Annotated in this window: 15 protein-coding genes and 1 pseudogene; 1 reads left to right on the top strand and 15 read right to left on the bottom strand. The window is 32.6% G+C overall.

What is annotated here, in order from left to right:
* Window positions 1–809: 809 nt before the first annotated feature.
* The 11 genes from FY049_RS21880 to FY049_RS21830 all read right to left on the bottom strand — a co-directional run bounded on the left by FY049_RS21880 (window position 810) and on the right by FY049_RS21830 (window position 12,889).
* Entirely contained in the window at window positions 810–1,097 is a 288-nt protein-coding gene (locus tag FY049_RS21880) for a hypothetical protein (protein WP_446084394.1), read from the bottom strand.
* Between the two features lie 20 nt (window positions 1,098–1,117).
* Window positions 1,118–1,678: a recombinase family protein gene (locus FY049_RS21875; protein ID WP_446084393.1), complete on the bottom strand. Its 561-nt coding sequence runs from the start codon at window positions 1,676–1,678 to the stop codon at window positions 1,118–1,120.
* A 1,480-nt stretch (window positions 1,679–3,158) separates the two neighbouring features.
* On the bottom strand, window positions 3,159–3,737 hold the full coding sequence (locus tag FY049_RS21870) for a recombinase family protein (protein WP_446084392.1): 579 nt from the start codon (window positions 3,735–3,737) through the stop codon (window positions 3,159–3,161).
* Between the two features lie 380 nt (window positions 3,738–4,117).
* Complete coding sequence (locus FY049_RS21865; RefSeq protein WP_446084391.1) at window positions 4,118–5,152, bottom strand: Csu type fimbrial protein; 1,035 nt, start codon at window positions 5,150–5,152, stop codon at window positions 4,118–4,120.
* The gene (locus FY049_RS21860; protein ID WP_446084390.1) at window positions 5,149–7,647 is read right to left on the bottom strand and encodes a fimbria/pilus outer membrane usher protein; all 2,499 of its coding nucleotides are present in this window, start codon (window positions 7,645–7,647) and stop codon (window positions 5,149–5,151) included. The genes FY049_RS21865 and FY049_RS21860 overlap by 4 nt, the downstream gene beginning before the upstream one ends.
* A complete protein-coding gene (locus FY049_RS21855; protein ID WP_446084395.1) occupies window positions 7,648–8,448 on the bottom strand; it encodes a fimbrial biogenesis chaperone in 801 nt (266 codons plus the stop codon). It abuts the gene before it with no gap.
* A gap of 19 nt (window positions 8,449–8,467) precedes the next feature.
* Window positions 8,468–8,974: a Csu type fimbrial protein gene (locus FY049_RS21850; protein ID WP_446084389.1), complete on the bottom strand. Its 507-nt coding sequence runs from the start codon at window positions 8,972–8,974 to the stop codon at window positions 8,468–8,470.
* A gap of 11 nt (window positions 8,975–8,985) precedes the next feature.
* Window positions 8,986–9,540 carry a spore coat protein U domain-containing protein gene (locus tag FY049_RS21845; protein ID WP_446084388.1) on the bottom strand — a complete coding sequence of 185 codons (555 nt, stop codon included), beginning with the start codon at window positions 9,538–9,540 and terminating at the stop codon, window positions 8,986–8,988.
* Window positions 9,541–9,600: 60 nt separating this feature from the next.
* Window positions 9,601–10,137, bottom strand: a complete 537-nt coding sequence (locus FY049_RS21840; protein WP_446084387.1) for a Csu type fimbrial protein — start codon at window positions 10,135–10,137, stop codon at window positions 9,601–9,603.
* 1,250 nt (window positions 10,138–11,387) lie between these two features.
* Complete coding sequence (locus FY049_RS21835; RefSeq protein WP_446084386.1) at window positions 11,388–12,221, bottom strand: hypothetical protein; 834 nt, start codon at window positions 12,219–12,221, stop codon at window positions 11,388–11,390.
* 26 nt (window positions 12,222–12,247) lie between these two features.
* Window positions 12,248–12,889, bottom strand: coding sequence for a hypothetical protein (locus FY049_RS21830; protein WP_446084385.1), 642 nt, complete (start codon window positions 12,887–12,889; stop codon window positions 12,248–12,250).
* Window positions 12,890–13,518: 629 nt separating this feature from the next.
* Between FY049_RS21830 and FY049_RS21825 the strand changes: the two are divergent.
* Window positions 13,519–14,330, top strand: a pseudogene (locus FY049_RS21825) (helix-turn-helix domain-containing protein).
* A 224-nt stretch (window positions 14,331–14,554) separates the two neighbouring features.
* Here FY049_RS21825 and FY049_RS21820 read toward each other — a convergent pair.
* The 4 genes from FY049_RS21820 to FY049_RS21805 all read right to left on the bottom strand — a co-directional run.
* The gene (locus FY049_RS21820) at window positions 14,555–15,199 is read right to left on the bottom strand and encodes a hypothetical protein (RefSeq protein WP_446084384.1); all 645 of its coding nucleotides are present in this window, start codon (window positions 15,197–15,199) and stop codon (window positions 14,555–14,557) included.
* 67 nt (window positions 15,200–15,266) lie between these two features.
* Entirely contained in the window at window positions 15,267–17,096 is a 1,830-nt protein-coding gene (locus FY049_RS21815) for a pectin acetylesterase-family hydrolase (protein ID WP_446084383.1), read from the bottom strand.
* A 322-nt stretch (window positions 17,097–17,418) separates the two neighbouring features.
* Window positions 17,419–17,586, bottom strand: coding sequence for a hypothetical protein (locus FY049_RS21810; protein WP_446084382.1), 168 nt, complete (start codon window positions 17,584–17,586; stop codon window positions 17,419–17,421).
* A 465-nt stretch (window positions 17,587–18,051) separates the two neighbouring features.
* Window positions 18,052–18,292, bottom strand: a 241-nt coding sequence (locus FY049_RS21805; protein ID WP_446084381.1) for a hypothetical protein, incomplete at its 5' end; no start/stop codon positions are given.

The raw sequence follows: 18,292 nt of genomic DNA, 5'->3' as shown, positions 1-18,292 counted from the left end.
GAATGGTATATGCTCAAAGTAGAGCAACTGTAAAGCTTTAGCGGCTGATTCAGATGCATCGGCATGAATGATGTATCTTTTTCCATATACTCCCCCTTAAAACCAGTTAGATGCGAAATACCATTCTCTAATTCATGATTAATATATATCCCAGTAGCAGTCCAAGCTACTTTAGTAAAACTATTCATTACAGCCACTAGTGTGGATTGATTGAAAATTTGACTAAAAATTCTACTTACTAAAATGAAATTTTCTAAAGATTTAGATTGTGATAGCATTAAAAACATTTTAACTTTTCCTTTAACAAATTCAGAAACTGCAGCCAATGTCACTAAAATCTCATTCCAAATTTCTTTGTAAATTCTATTCACATATTCGCCACTATATTGAAATTGTATATTCTAAAAACCATTAAATAACACTAGGCTATAATATGGTATTCTCCTATTTTGAATATTGATTCACATATTCATCTTGATCAATTAAATTTGGTTATTGAATACTTTCACTACTCAAACTGTCTAATATTTTACTTATGCATAAAAAATTTTACTCTTTAGTAAATTCTTTTTATGCATACACTCATCTTTTATTAACCCATCTGAAAAACTTGTCATTGAGTTTTCTTGTTTCAATATTCATTTTACTCCTATTTAAAACATGAAATTTAAGATCACTAATTGGATCATTTTTTCTGCATTAACATCCACCTATAGATTAAATTTTAATCATAAAATTGTTAATTCTTACAGATAAAATAAAAAAATTTATATCAAAATCCAAAATTGAATTATTAAAGAAAATAAAAATCAGTTAAAATCAAACAAAGACTTTTTAAAATCAATAAAATACAATTCAGCACCATTTAAAAAAAATATTTTTTTCTTCTTATATTGAATATCTACGACTTGATAATCAATCGCTCCTCCAACAGACTCTACCTTAAAAAAATAATCTCTCATTAGGAGCTCTTTTTTATTTACAGATTTAATATTTAAATAATAAATTAGCTTAACAACAATATTTTTTTCAAAATTATTGTTGTTTCTCCCTACAGCAAATCTACTAGTTACAATAAATTTCTCTGAAATTTCCATTTAAAAGGCCTTAACATTATTTATCTTGAAATTATTCTTTGTATAACAGTCCTAGCTACTGAATATTTTTTAGCGATCGAATAAACACTATCACCATTTTTAAACATTAACAAAACTTCTTCTTTCTGCTTTTGAGTTAAAATTTCTGGACGTCCTACACGATTGTTTTTATTTACCGCTATTTTTCCTTTAGATTTTTTTATATTACTCTCAAAATCAGAAAATAATTTTAAAGAGTTTATAAATGTCTCTTTAAGCTTATCACGCAGTTCATCTTCACAAAAATCATAACAGATCAATCTAATTCCTTTATTAAAAATTAAATTTACACTGAAAAAAATTTCATTAAAATTACTACCCAATGAATCAATTCCTTTTATAAAAAGTAAGTCATTTTTCTCCATTACATAATTTATTAAATTCCAAAAAGCATCTCTATATTTTAGAGATATCTCAACTTTAACTTCTTCAACTATTAGCCTCTCCGCTATTACTTCATAGTTATAATTTCTCAACAATGAAAGAAAATCCACTTCATTACTAACAATACAATCAACTCGAAAGTAAGCATAAATATTCATTATTTCACCTCATAAAGATTTTTAATATTTTATTATTAAAGAATAAAATTGTCCATGTTTTATACATGGTTTTAAACAACAATAGAAATAAAGTACCATTAATCTTATAAAACAAATTAAAAATATTTTAAACAAATTAAGAAATCACATAACTTATTTTCGACCACAAATAATTTATATCTCTTACTACCATATCCTACCAAAACGAATTAAAGAAAATATAAAAATACAATCTCATTAAAGTCAATAAATAAAATTTATTATTATTAAACATCAACTATCAAAATAAACTTAAAAAATAAAAAAAACATCATTAAATATATAAAAGGTAAAAATAAAAACCATACATATTTAACAAAACCAATATAAACTTAAAAAACTTCAATGAAAAAATTATTATAAAAAAAATAAAAACTAAAATTAAACAAGTTTCCCCTTTATTATTCTTTATTTGTAAATAAAAAAAATCTTTTTTTAAACACAAACCATTTGTTGAAATTTAAAATATTTATTCCGATGCACTCCATATAATACCAACAGCAATATTATCAACTTCAATATTCAAGGCATAAGTAGTACCATCATAAGCAAGATTGGTAATGTAATTCACAGATGTCGCGAGTGCTTAGCCAGACCATATAAAATTCTATTGCTACTTGCGTTACAGTAGTATCTACTCAACATCGATAGATAATCACAGACGTTTTGATTTGAAATTATAAAAGTTGCGAGACTTTATTCAAGGAAGTTGGAACTCCAGATAAAAACATAAATGTATATGATCTGCTTAGATAACTCTTCAATGATCCATTGATACCAAGATACTGCACCAATTGTACTACCAAACTGATTACCAAGCGTATCATCGCAAACCATTTATGCATTCTTTGCAGTTACATCAGTCTGTAATTTAAATACATGACTATAATCTAACGTTGGGGTTGAATTACGTAACCCAGCTGTGATCAATGGCGTAAAAATATCTAAAGATTCATAAATTTTAATCTATTTAGCAGGGCTCACATTTGCCACTCTTGATTCTCAAGCATTGAGGATCGAATTCAATTGTGAAGCAGGAGTGACAGCAAACCGTACCTTTATAATCTAAATTTACACGATTGCCATATTACTCAAAACCCAATCCATAGCAATAGCAAAAAAACTGTCTTGAAAGATGGAGCAAGTTTACGAACAACTGAATTCGCAATATTATTTTCATCAGTTTTTGAAGATGACCCTGAAGGACTATTCCCACTATCACCATTATTACATACTGTTAGAACAACACCAGAACTTATAATTAAAACCGCTGATAATGTTTTCATGTGACTTATAATTAAAACACAATTTCTAAAAGTGCTATCTAATTAACTTCAAATAATTTTAAAAAAATTTCATATCATTAACTAAAAAAACAACATATCAAATAGAAAATTCAATATAAAATAACCATTATTTTATACCATTTACTTCAGGCGCTTTAAAAATCTATTTCAATCGATAAATTAGATAATAATCTCTGAATAACTGTCCTCGTAACAAAATACTCTTTTGCCAATGAATTAATGCTTTTACCCTTTTTGTATTTTTTTAAAATTTCTTCTTTTTGATTTGAATTCAGCACTTCTGGTCGACCAGCTTTACTTATTTTCTTAATACCAGTTTTTTTTACTAGCTCAACTTTACCTTCAAAAACAGAACATAATTTAAAAATATGATAAAAAATCTTTTTAACATCACCATTTAATTCAAACTTTGAAAACTCTAAGCACACTAATTTTATTTCATTTTTAAATAAAGCATTAATGCAATAGATTATCTCTTTAAAACTACTTCCCAAAGAGTCAATCCCTTCCACCAATAAAAGATCTCCACTTTTCAATGTATAGTTGATCAGATTCATGAGCTTATATCTTAATTCTAATGCAGCATCTATTTCCACCTCTTCAATTACAATCCTATCTCTAGGTACAGTATAACCATGGTAATTTATCAAATCCACATAGTTATATTTTTTTACTGTCAATTTATCAATTCTAAAATATGCATAGATTCGCACAACAAAAAGCATCCTTAATTAAATAATTTATTAGTATAGTATATTAATAATAAAATTACTTTAAAATTAATTTTAATCATATGTTTATCACTAACAAATAAAAATACACTTGTATAAAAAAATTATATCTTAATTTGAATTTTTATATTTATATTTCAAATTTTTATTAAAAAAAATAGACTAAATTCTCATTTTTTTAAAAACGATATATACAGGGAAAAATCCAAGATAAATATTTCAGTGAAAAATACGATAAACGGTAATTTTGTATTAGAGATGAGTTTAGAATTTTTATTAAATCTTATATTTGTGGCATTTCTTTAATTTTATGACATCACAATATTTTATAAATTTCTATCATGATGCCATAATCAACATTTCTAAAACTCAACATGAACAGTGACAGTATCACTATATTTACCAGCAGGTAAATTATCTGGATTAGTACCCAAAATTTTTGTTGTAAAAGCATAACCTTGTGGAGTCTTCGCATCATAATTACCAGCATTCGTGGTCGCATTAGTACTTAACCATTGCTCACTGCCATTACTTCCCCAACGCTGTGTAGTCGCATTTTTATAAATCTCATAACTTAAATAGTTATTAGTCATTTCAGATTTCATCGCACGTTGATTACCACTTTGTGGATATAGACCATTATTCAAGCTTACTTTATAAGGTGTTTTGGCAGAACAGCGTACTCCCATAGAACTATTCACTGGTTTAAATTCCGACGCAAAAGCTGCTGTCCCAAAATTAACATCATTGGTCGAAATTCGACAATCGGGTAAAACCTCAAGACTTAAGTCAAAAGTAGCGTCTCTACCACTTCCCCAAGAACCTCTCCAACTATCAGGACCAAAACCCAAAATGCCTCGACTAAAACCAGGACTTTCAAATTTAGTAGAAATTGCTCCAATCCCAAATGCTGCTACTGAATACCACCATTTTATTTTGAAAGACTTTTCGGCTTGGTATGTCCCAGGTGATACGGCTTGTCCTGGATTAACATTCGCGATAAATTGTAATGAACCACCAGGTCCACTAAATAAATTCACAAGTGAAAATCCACCTAAATCCCTTCCTGAACCAACAGTAATTGAATTGTTGTCTGTATCTAAATAATTTACAGTAAGACGCTCACCTGTCGCATTATTTATATAGTTTACTGGCATTTGATCTATTCGATAATATAAATAATTACTTGTAAGTAAAGTCAAAAATGCCTGACAACTTATCCCTGCATTGAACTTTGTGGATTTTATACCCGTTTCAGCTAATGTAATTGAAGGAATCTTACCAATCGAAGCATTGCCACTCGTGCTAACATCACAGTCTGCATAGCTCTGAGCAGCAATTAATATCAACCCAGAGAATAATAGACCTGTGGGTATTAATTTTTTTAAAGTAATCATAGTTGAGCCACCTCACGACAAACAACTGACTTAATCACTGCAATCTGTTGTTGCGCTTGTTTTAAATCTAATGGAAAACTTGCTTCACACAAGCTTTGATCTGGCAGTTGCACTCGAATGATATTTTCGGCACCGAGATCTTCAAGATATGCAATCCCATCCATCCCCACATAACTCGATTCTTGATCGGCACGATGTACCACCGCACCCACCGGAACCGCTTGCCCATTGCTTTGTACCAAGAACACATTTGCCGCATAAGACTGTTTGATTGGGAAGCCAATCACAACACCTGAACCTCGTTTTGCCGCAATCCGATTTTCAACTTGGGTTGCATTAAAGTTTGACGGCAAATCTGTTGGGTTAATACTGTATTTAGCCGCGTAATACGGGGTCACTGACGGTACAAATACATAGCCCTTCGCGTTACTACGACCAATAAGACTATTTTCATAATGCACAGGGACATCTGCAATCTTGTTGGTATCAATCAAGGCAAACGACTCACCCAATCGATTGGCAACAAAGACATTCCCTGATATCAACACCACCGAACCTGACAGTCCAAACCAATAGTTATAGTCATTGCTACCTGACATGCCGACATCGGTATTAAAATATTGGTTACGGTAGCTGACACGTGCTTGATTAAAATCATCACTGTTTTCATTAAAGCGTCGAGTTAAATCTACACCAACACCACCGTCCAACGGTGCACTACGGTTATAGTTGATATAACCATAATCACCACTGGATTGTTGGCTGTAACCTAGACTGGCTGTGGATCTACTTTTGGAAAATGGAACCGACAACTGAAATGCAGCACTCCACTCTTTTTCCACAAAATCTCGATTAGCACTTAACGAGACTGTCGCACCACGCAGATAAGACGGGAGTATCGGTGCCCAAGACAGGTTCATTAGTTTATTTTTAATGTCTCTGGTTTCCGTCTCGATATAAGCCACCCCAAAAGTACCTGACTTATCTGTGGCAACGTAAGTATTGGCAACCCAACTTTTATGACTGTTGGCTGAAATCAAATTACTATATTGCAAGCGTGAAAGATCATAATAATCCTGATCGCGTTGGGTATGATTGAGACTAAATCCAAAGCGCTGCTGGTTATAGCTATAGCCTAGCGTGTATTGATTTCCCTTGAGATTTTGACTATTGATCCGATTAAACTCACGGTCTGCCCAGCTTTGAATTGCCGAACCACTTACAACACCGAACTGATTGAGCTTGAGCACCGAACCCAATCCAGCCAACTGAATTGAATCTGATAGTTCAACTCGTCCTTCAGCCGTGAGCCAGTCGTTAATCCCATAACGCGCATCCGCTGAACTGGCAAATTTGCCATATTCAAAGTCCTTAATCCCATAATCTTCGCGGATTTGTCCCATAGACACCGAATAATCCAATAAGCCTGGTTTAAGCAAAGTATTCGAAATATAAAATGGTACTGAAGTTGCCACCTGACGACCCACGCTATCTGTGGTGACAATCACTGCCTCGCCTTTACCATTGATAAATGGAACATTATTCAAAATAAAGGGACCAGATTGTACATCGGTTGAATTGGTTTTCTGCCCATTGATCAATAAATCCACTGTACTTGGTAAAGCTGCTAGTCCTTTAAACTGAGGTAAAGGATAAGTAATTAAATCTGGACGGGTACCAAAATTACGCTGGAGCTGTAATCCACCTAAGCGGACTGAACTTCCCCAGGCATTTTTACTTCCCGTAATCACATCACCTGCTAAAAATGAAAGTACGCTGACAGGGTCATCATATTGCCAAGTGGTGTCATAACGACGATAGCCATCACCATTCTGATTGGATGAGTCAAAATCAGTTTTGCTATAAACCCCTGAATTTCTCAGTACCCCATAAGGGGAGAAAAAGCGTTGTTCTGTAAACAGCGTACTGCTATAGCCACCATTCTCTGGGCGGTAAGTATAAAAGTCATAGTTATTTAATAAACCGATTCCCGACTGAGCTGTTTCAGGCTGATACCAAGAATCCAAGCCGCGTATCTGCACTGGCATCCAGCTGGCAGGGAGGTCTAAACTAAAATACTGTTGCGCTGAATTGTACTCATACTTCAATTCGGGAATCTGATTGAGGCAGACCCAATCCAAGGCCTTGCCTGAAAAGCCTAAAGTAAATACATCCAGATCGGTCAGGTTTTTTTCTGACTGTTGCTGAAGTGCATCTGCAGGCAGCTTAATCTGTAACTCATCCAGTTTTGATTGCTGGATAAAGTAATGATCCCCTTTGACAATGACTGGAATCACCTGTCGCGTCGAATATTGATTGATCACCAAGTCCAGATAGAGCTTAAATAAGCTATTCACTTCTGAAACATCTCGTGGTGGCGGTGGTAAACCATTTGCATAGACATTCCAGCTCAGCAATGGAATGTTCGCGACCAATATCAATGTCAGGCTTTTGCATAAAAAAGAAGGGGTGTGTAACCCTGATAAATAACCCATTTATCCCCCTCCTTCTTTTTTAATCTCAAGAAATTCCTGTTTCACCCCTGAACTGTCAACCCCATATAAACTGCTTTGACCACTCAGACTGTTGAGTATCTTGCTGTCCAGATCAAACTTCATAGTGCTGTTTGCCAACACATAACCAAAGGCAGTTTTTCCAAAAGCCATTTGCTCTGAAGTCGGGGTTAATTTAATTCCTGAAAGCCGCGAAAATTTTGAACCTGTATTTTTAATATAAAGTTCAGGTTTGCCCTGTTCATTATTCTTGACCCACCAACTTAATATCGGTTTAGCCAAAGGATTTTTCGCATTGGTTTTTTGTGAAACTTCAGTTAAACCACTGCCAAGTCCTTTGCCATAGCTAAACAAGGGAATGGAATAACGCATCTGAAAGCTGACTGTCGATGCATCTTTTTCATCTTCTGGATTGAGCTTGATCGGCAGTTCATCAACAATAATTCGATAGGCAAGTTCTTTTGCATCAGGTACAGCAGTCGAGCGAGTCAAACGCAACATATGCTTTTCACCCGCCTTGATCTTCGCAACAGGCGGACTTGGAATAACCTCAGTTTGCTCTGTATAAGCATCTTGCTGATGATTCTGATCCCATTTAAATACCCGAATCTGTACCATGGCATCAGAGTTACCGGTATTTTGTAGCCAGACCGCAGTGGCTTTCTCTTTTTCTTCAATTTTTGGATAAATTGGCCAGATTAAAAAAGTGGCCTGTGCGAATACCGGTGAAGTGACCATCAATATCGCGGCCGCAGAGAAAGTCCTGCCCGACCATATTTTCATTTTATTTAAGCTCATAGAATCACCATGTAATCGTAATTGCGACCGTATCTTTATAAAGGCCTGCTGATCGTGGTTGATTGTTATTATTCAAATCTGCAACAGCATAAACTGCAAAACCCAGTACGGTATTCAGCGTAGTGGTTGGTGTCAGTGAGTAAGTACTGCCACTGGCATATTCACCTTGCAAATTACTGTCCTGATAAAGCTGATAAGGTACAAATTCATTCTGCTGGGCATGTTTCATCCGTCGAGAATTATTTGAAAAATAATCACCACCACTCAACATCACCTTTACCGGTAGCCGTGCAGTACAACGAATATTCCAACTTTGTGTCGTATTGATCACGGATCCTTTTAACCGCCCCTGCACCACAACAGGATGACGACCAAAATCAAGTAACTGTTCTACATTGCTGAGTTTGCAGCCATTTTCAATGGTCGCCTGTACCTTAAAGTTTGCTGTTGTTTCAGCAGATACCCACGGCACAGCCAACATCAGCAGAACACTTAAACCTATTTTTTTCATGATTTCGTTCTTTAGAATTCAATGGTAATTGGAATAGTGTCGGTATATTGTCCAAGCGAGACTGACCGACCATTATTAACAGTTTGCCCCATGAGATTAAGCGTTTGCGGCTGACCGTTATTGGTCAAAGTAATGATTTGATTAGGCCTTAACGCTTCCCGAGCAGTTCCATATAAGATGTTATAGGCAAGGAAATCTGTGCCATTACTGATTGCGCGAAAATAATTTGCGCCAAAAGATGCTGGAACCTTGCTGTCATTTTTCCCCGCACCAAAAGTTATTTTTATTGGGGCATTGCCAGGGCATTGAATGGTTACCCCTGATGTTGAAGCATTGCTTAAGTTGGTCTCAATCACACGATTGAATGCCGCTGTGGTTTCTCCAAAATTCAACTGACCGAAATTTAAACCATTTGTTCCGTTATTCACAGACTGATTATTAATCTTGCATGATGGTTGCAGTTCAAGTTGCAAATTCAACTTCGCTGATAATTGCCCAGCACTGGTAAGCGATGAAATAAGACTACAAGCCAACAGACCAACATATTGTTTAAGCAACAGATGCATACGTTCCTCCTTAAAACAGGCCTGTTCAGCAACAAACCTGTTCACTGTTACGTATACCGATTAGAAATTAACAGTCACCAATAAAGTGTCTGTATAATCACCTTGTGCTTTTGCAGTGCCACTGTTCGCAGCAATTGCGCCGAAGATTGGAACTTCTTGAGCTACACCTGCCGCAGCAGTGAAAGTCTGAGCTGTATTAATCACATATGGCGTTGTACGTGCTGCATCACGATAAACGTTATAACTCACTGTATCCGCAGCAGTCGTATGTTTAAGACTACGATCAGCACGCTGACCACCATCAATGGCAATCTTAAAGTCAACAGGTGTTGTACTGTCACATTTTACAGTGAGATGATTACCTGTCGCTGAAGAAGCAACTTGTCCAGTCAAAACGTTTGACCACTGACCAGAAGTTTTACCGAAATCCAATGTACCAAATTGGTTCATATTTCCAGTAACAGTAGAACCCTCAACAGTACAACCTGTCGAAACATTCAGCTTGACATCAACTTGACCAGTAACAGCGGCTTGTGCAGTCGCGATATAAGCCGTGCTCAACAATGCAGTTAGTGTTAGTTTTGTAAAAATATTCATATTAAATTCCATGATATGTATTATTTATTAACTTTTACACAATAAGTGTGAAAGAAAACACATATTTACATATCACATTCTTCTGTACAATAAACACACTCCAATTAAAATCAAGCAACTGATTTATATAAGATAAAATAGTAAATAACTTTCAATATTTTTAAACAACAAATAAGTACACATATAAATCTTATAAAACTAGGATTAAAATTTAAAACCTCATTGAAATGTACTAATTTTCAAGATTTATATAAAAAAAAAATTGATAAAATGAATTCCCCTCTTTAAAAATAGCTTTGATCAAGAATAAAAGCTGTATTGGAAATAATAACCAAAAAGTATAATCAATTTTAGGTATGTATATAATTTATCCAATACTACTTCTTTAATTTACTTATCAATATCTTTAGTTTTTTTGAATGGCATCTTGAAATTGGTGTCATCGCTTGAAGTTAAATGCACATACTACACTGATCCTAGCCAAAGTAATGGACACACTATCCCTCTGAAGATAATGTAATGTTAACTTTGGAGATGTAAAAATGTCATAACATAACAATTCCTCCAAACCCAATTAGTAACTTTATTAATTTGATATTTAGCATCTCAGTAAGTTTCTCACTCAATGAGAAACCACATAAAAATTATTTTATATTTAGTAATATTAATTAAAGCATATATTAATATACAGCTCCTAGGAGCAACTAAGAGTTATGAAAATTTTAAAAGATAAATTTACAAGAATATGAAAGTTTCTAACACACTCATTTGGACTAGCTTGCCAGTACACTGCGGCTTTTTTTAATATGAAACTTTCTTCTGTAAGCCTTTAAAGTTATTTTTTAGCTTTGCTAGTTCTCTACACTTGAAAATTAGTTTCTATGATATTGGGCTGCTGCGAAATATAACGATTAATCGAAACATACAGGCTATATGTGGTTGTACCTAAAAGTGAGATAACTACAGCCAGACTATGAACTTTCTCAGTTACTAGTGTTACTGCTTAAATGGTGACTTAATTTTACTATCTCGCTATTTTTTGGCAATAAATGTCAACAGTACTAATAAAAATGGGAACAATCATTCCCATTTTATATGATAAGCTGCAAATTGAAATATCCATTTTTAAAATATATACTTATATCATTTTATTTTATACAAAAAATTTTATAAGTATCAATTTAAATAGATTTCTTGCACAAACCAAGCGATAAAGGCTTACTCAATAATACAATTCTCTACAAGTGAAATTATTTTTTATCTGCATAAGCAATAATCTTATCTAAAATGATATCTTTACTTGGTTGACCTTCCCGTAAATAGCTAGTGAGGAAACCATGACCAATTTTATCGTTATCTGAGTATGGGATTGTTATATTTGGAGGCAAAATTGAAAGTGAAGATGAAATAAAATCCCCAACTCCAATTGACACAATTAGACTGTCATTTGAAGATGTAAAATAACTTGAATTAGGAAGTAGTTTGTTACTTGGAGTAGCTATACCCACTGAAAAAAGGTGCTTACGGGCTATAGTTGAGTGTGCAAAAAGTAGGTTTAAGCTGGCGTTTGCATAAAAATTTCCTTGAGAGTGTGGGACTAAGACAACATTTGAATTTTTTGCTAAATACTTATTATATTCCTTAATATGGTCTTCGATTTCAGGGAATTTCATCTCATCTTTTTTAAAATCATTAATATACTTTTGATAAATTTCATCAGTAACTAAACTTGCATTTTGCAAATTATCAACATTGTCTATTAACTTCCAGAAATCACTTAAATTATCTATTACCATTTTCTGAGAAAAAGCTTGAAGGAAGTCGAGAAATACGCCTTCAGTTTTATTAAAAGCTAAATCAACAACGTATTTTTTACCTTTTGCCTCCAGATCTTTTTTTAGCGCAAGCGACATTGAAAGAGAATCATCCAAAGTATTATTTAATCCATTAACAAATACAATAGTAGCAGGATTTTGATTATCATTGACTGGAGCTACTGGAGGTAGCAGAGCTAGCACAACTGCCTGAGCTACCTGAGCTATTGAATTGAATATGGACTGTGCAGCTGAGAATAAAAAGTTCATTTTGAATTTCCTTTTCTTAATTAAAGTTAATATGGTGCTTGAGTAACATCATTACTACATGGGGTTGTTCCTTGATCATGAAAATATTGCCCATTTAATAATTCATTAAAATGAATATAAGCAATCGTATTTTTTGGAGTGTTAAGCATTTCAGCGCGTGTAGCTTGTATATAACTGTTCATTTTTTCGAAAGAATTATTTGTTTTTGTCAAAACAATTGGATTCAATAAACATGCGATACTTTTTGAAATTTTATTTCCTACATCTTTGGCAGATTTTTTATCTAGATTGTCTGCAAGGGCTAAATTCCAGGCTTGAGCCAAATTCTTCATCGCAATCTGTAAGGTAATTGAGTTTGAAAATTCTTTTTTGATATAATCATTCATACGATCAGGTACACCATCACCATCACCATCACCATCACCATCACCATCACCATCACCATCACCATCACCATCATTTTTTTGAGTTTTACTAGATACCAATTTTTTTTGTTCTAAAATATTAACGACAGTATTTGGCTTTTGAACTTGTGTCGCTTTAATTATTGGAGATGATAGTGTTGCATTATTATTTAAATCATTATTGGAAGGCGAAAGAAAGTATAAGATACTTAAAAATCCAATAATAAAAACTATAATAATTAGAAAAGCTTTGCTTTTTGACATTTTTATACATTTCTCTTTTACTATGAAAAATATTATACATAATATTATTATTTAATAAACAAAATTATTAAAATCTCAGATGAATTAAACATTGTTGTACAAAGCTATTCATAAAGTGTGATTGAGCAATATAATTCTCAAATGAATAAACCTGCACCTAAAATCTATCTTACGACAAATGGGTCTCCTTACAATAAAGCTTTTATAAGTTAATGAAACATATAGATATGTTTAAATTGCAACGCTCAATACTTAGAAAATTTTATTTGTTTTAAAAAAATATTTTTATTAGTTTTTACCCCTAACAAGAGTTATCATGTAGAATGAAAAATGATGTTTTAAAATTAAATACATGTTTAATAAACAAAATAAATAAATACAGGTTTTAGGTAATTAAAAACAATTTAGTTTAAAGTAATTATTAAAATGTATACTAATATCACAGTTTAATATCCCAAACTATTTAGAATGCTTGGCATAGAGAGCAGGATGCTCCAGATAATAAAAATAAACAGCAACATAAGAATGATGATGTTCAAAAGGAGTCAGATCAAGGTACTAAATTGTGAAAATTGAATCTTCTACTGACATTTTGGTACATTTTACCACATGTTATAGGAGTTTGAATTTTGAGTACAAAACCCCAGCGAGCAATTGTCCATAAATTAAAAGTGTTTGGTCATGTTGAACAAAATGGCAATGTTACATTGATCTGTCGATAATTTGGTATTTCACGAGATACTTTTTATCGTTGGAAGAAGAGTTATAAATCCAAAGGAGAGATAGAATTAGTCAACAGTAAATCATGTCCACAGAACCCTATAATCTACGCACGCCTGCTGAGATTGAAGATAAGATTATTTATTTAATTCAACGCTATCATTATGGACAGCTACGAATCAGTTGGTATTTATGGCATTATCAGCAAATTAAGATATCAACAGTTGGGGTATACCATGTTTTAAAACGGCATGGTATGAATCGATTACTCCAAAATCAGTATAAACGTTCTATTCCTCAACGTTATGAAAACAAGTCAAACGATATCATTATACCGCTATTAATGATGCAACTAGAATTAAGGTATTAAAGATTTATGAGAAACATAATCAAGCCAATGCTATTGATATCGTCAATTATGTGATCGACAAATTTCCTTTCCGCATTCATAACATTCAGACTGAAAACAGTCATGAGTTTCAGTCTAAATTCCATTGGCATCTGAATTATCTAGCCGTTCATCATCGCCATATTAAACCCCGAACACCTAAACATAACGGTAACGGATAAAAGGGAGTTCTACCAGCTATTAGACTACACAGATGATGTGGATTTAAAAGCCAAGCTGGCCGAATGGGATGCATTTTACAATTATGCCCGACCTCATGCAGCCATGAATGGCAAAACACCCTATGAGCGATTAAAAGAAAAGTTATGCTAAAAATCTTAGTGACAGTGGAGGTTATAGTATTAGTAGTCTATGAATCACACACTTGATCAGACCTTACGGATAGGTTTGTGTAACAAAACCCCAAATAACTATAAGCATTCATTTGTGACTTTGAATATTAATTCCCATATCCATTTTGGTGAATAAAACTCTACGCTCAAATTATTTATACCTTTCAATCAATTACGTATTTTACTATCACATGATTTTTTCTCTTAGTAAATTCTTTTTATTTGTTGCTCAATATATTCATCTTTTGTTAATCCGTTTGGAAAGTTGGTCATTGTATTTGCTTGATCAACAATTCTTCTTTCCTCCTCTTTAAAGGCTCTAAACTTAGGATCATTTAATGGGTCATAGCTACTGCGTTCATTTGCATCTATAGATTTAGTTTCAGCTATTAACTCATCAATTTTCTTATCTAAACTATCCCCATCATAATGCGCTTTTAATAACTCAAGCTTTATCGCATGAGCCTCACCTAAAAAGAAATAATTTTCCTCACGCAATCGATTTAATTCTTTCATAAGTTCATTTAACTCTTTATGTTCAATAATTCGCCTTTTATGAATTATGATTTGCTCAACTCGATGCTTAAAATCTAAAAACTTTGCAGTTTTGTTTAGATTTTTAACTTCCTGCCCTGTTAAACTAGCATTTGATAAATTTCTTATTTTTTTAATATCTTGATATTCCTTTTCATTAAAATCAGATCCATGAACAGGTAAATCATTAATCTTTTCCTGACTAAAACTATTCTTATCTTCATCAAGCTTATCTAAATCCTTTTTCACTAAATAACCAATAATAATGACTAAAATCAAAACAAACAAAATAATATATTTATAAATATTTTTCATTACCACTCCTTATTATCAATGCCATAAATTATAATAATTTACGGCATTGATTAATAATTTATTAGCACTAAAGGCTAGGAAAAAAATGAGGTGAAAACTTTTGTAAAATTTTATGAGAAGGACTTAATTCCGCCTTTAGACCTGATTGTTTATTATACTCTTGTCTTTCACGTGTTACCCTAGGATTTCTACGATCAACAAGATTATTAATAACATCAACCATTTTTGTTTTAGTATCATCATTAATTACGCCATCATAATTCCCTGCTGTAAGGACATGAGATGCGCTAAAACGTCTTCCGCTAGGCATATAATAACCAACATTACTATTTTGATTATCTATTTGATTCTTCAACCAAGTTAAATCTTTAGTCCAAGCACCAATTGAATATTTAGCTAAGTTTGAATTAAATGAGTTTGGTATGCGATTATTTACATCTCCATCTTCAATTGCTGCATTATCAAAACCTTCATTATACTGATAAGCATAGCCTGAAAAAGTTAAATCATTTAATGAAACTGCATAAGACATTCTATCATTAGGAAATTTCTGATTAATCAAAAATCCTAAATTATTTGTATTATGAATATTCAATTGAGGAAGAATGGCTCTCATTAAATTAAGCGGCTTTTTTTCTTGTCCAGAGTCAGTGATTTTATAATTCATCCAAACATTTCGCATTTTTTCTCTAACTAAAGCACCTGGATATTGTTGTTGATCTTTAAAAGCATTATGTGCATCTTCAGGAAATGCAAACCCTGAGTCTGCCAGTGTATATAACTCATTAGGATCTAAGAAATGTCTCACTGTCGCCCGATGTATATCAACCCCAACTGCCCCAGCACTTTGTCCTGTTAAATATACTTGAGCTGGTTTTGGCATATTGTTTCTCATCCAACCCAAAGCTGAAATCACATTATTTGTACCATTAAAATACATCGTTTTTGAAGTATTATCCTGACCTCGCGTAAAGGTTCGGATCGTATCCCCTAAATGCACATCACCTGAACAATATGGTAAAAAAATATAATTCCAATTCTGCATTTTTAGGCGTTCACCCTCCAATAAGCTTATACGAGATAGTACTGGATTAATTACTGATGCAACTTCTGGTGCTTTCAAGTTCGCGAGTGGCGAAAGTAATGAAGGATAATTATCCGAAACACCATTTGGATTAGAGATTTCACGTTGAGCAACAAATTGAAGTTTCCCGCTTCTATCTAAATCTTGCTGTTTTGGATTTAACTTATCAGTTTTAATACGTTTACCGGAACAACTTTCTAAATCAAAACAAGCTCCACCCGGCTCCATGAAAATAACAAAATTATTAGACGTCGGTGTTAAATTTACAAAAAACTTGTAATCTGAACCATCAGAACAACTTGCACCAGTTTGTGCTTTTGATAACTGTACCTTTTGCCATTTGAATGGTAAATTTTTTGTAATTTGCAAATCTACTTTTGGCAAATTATATCCAACTAAACTATCTTTATTCGTGATTGGATTATTCGGTTTTATCTCACTTGGATAAATTAAATGTACAACACCCTGAACAAAACTGTAATCCCCAGGTTCAGAATTCATTGCAAATTGCTGTATTGAACTCAATGTGGATTTAGCTAGATTATTCCCTACAACTCCCAATCCAACTAATACTGTTTCAGCAGTATTTATAACTGAATTAGTAACATCTGAAATACCGTTCACAATACCATTTGCCACATTAACTACACTGCCTGCCACATTACTTACAACAGTAGTTACACCACTTACCACTGTACTTACTGCATTTGCTATAGCATTGAACGGATTCCAAGCATAACTTGGAGATGAAACAAAAAAAAACGTTGTGAAACAGATAATCACTACCATAAAAAATCGCTTTTCCCTTTTCATTGTTACCACTCTCCTTATGAATTTCATTAAAATAACTATTTTTATTTTATTTTTCTACGAAATAAAACACATACAAAAAAATAAGTACATATATTTTTTGGTTAATTTATATTAATAATTATTTAAACCACGAACTATAGCTATAATATATTTATTTTAATATCCTATTTTACACTTTACAGCACCGACTTTACCTATTCATTAAAATTGGTAAAATTATTAAATAAGCATTTCCTATAAATTAATTCAATAAATATACTAAAAAACAAAATTATAAAAAAATGGGAATCAGGTGATTAATACTTTCAAAAATTCTGTTTTTTTATTGGTAAAATAACGATAGAAAATCTTGCAAAGAACCTCTCAAATTTCTAGATAAATAAACTGCACTATTGCCTTTTAAAATCTGATGTATTTCATCTTTTAAATCTTCATTTTCGATAAAAAATTCGCCATCACTGTAAGATTCATCAATTAATTTATTAAACATAGACATATCTTCGAATGTAGAGCTAGAAATCTGCAAAAATAAAGCACTAAAGCTTCATAGATAAAATGTTTTATTATCGTTCTCATTAATATAAGCTACAATACAAATCCCCATCTTAATTCTCCTTAATCAATCAAATATAAATAAATTACCTTTACCCAAAAATTTCTAAGACTATATTATTAATTGAGAAAATTTTTCACTATTTCCTTACTGATAATGAATCTGCACTTTGACGTCTTTTTAAGCTGCTTTTGATTTAATAGCTATTAAATTCACTTCAGTACTTTGCCAAACTTTTTCAGAGCTATTTTTCCAGTTCCTCCAACTAATACTAACTCACCATTCCTACAATCATGTAAACATACAAATTAAACTGAAAGGACTGAGCACTAATTCATATGCTCAATCCCTTTTGAATAATTTAGCTAAAATTTGGTAGATTAGCTCCAAATATTTGGAGTTTTATTTTTTAGGCCAACCTGCAGGCCATTCCAGTACTTGTATAAATTCCAATGGAATTTCACTAATAATTTTGCATTGATAATCACCTTTTGGTAATTTTATTATACCTCCTGGACCAATAGTAACTTGCTCTTGAGTTTCTTCATTCTTAAATATAACAGTACCTTTTTGAATATAATAAGTTGTATAACCCGCTGTTTGTTTGCAAAAACTGTATGAGTTTTCAGTTGGATCCCAGTGA

This window comes from Acinetobacter sp. 1125_18A (assembly GCF_052824985.1).
Note: the sequence above shows the minus strand (reverse complement) of the source record. Positions and strands in the feature narration are given on the sequence as shown.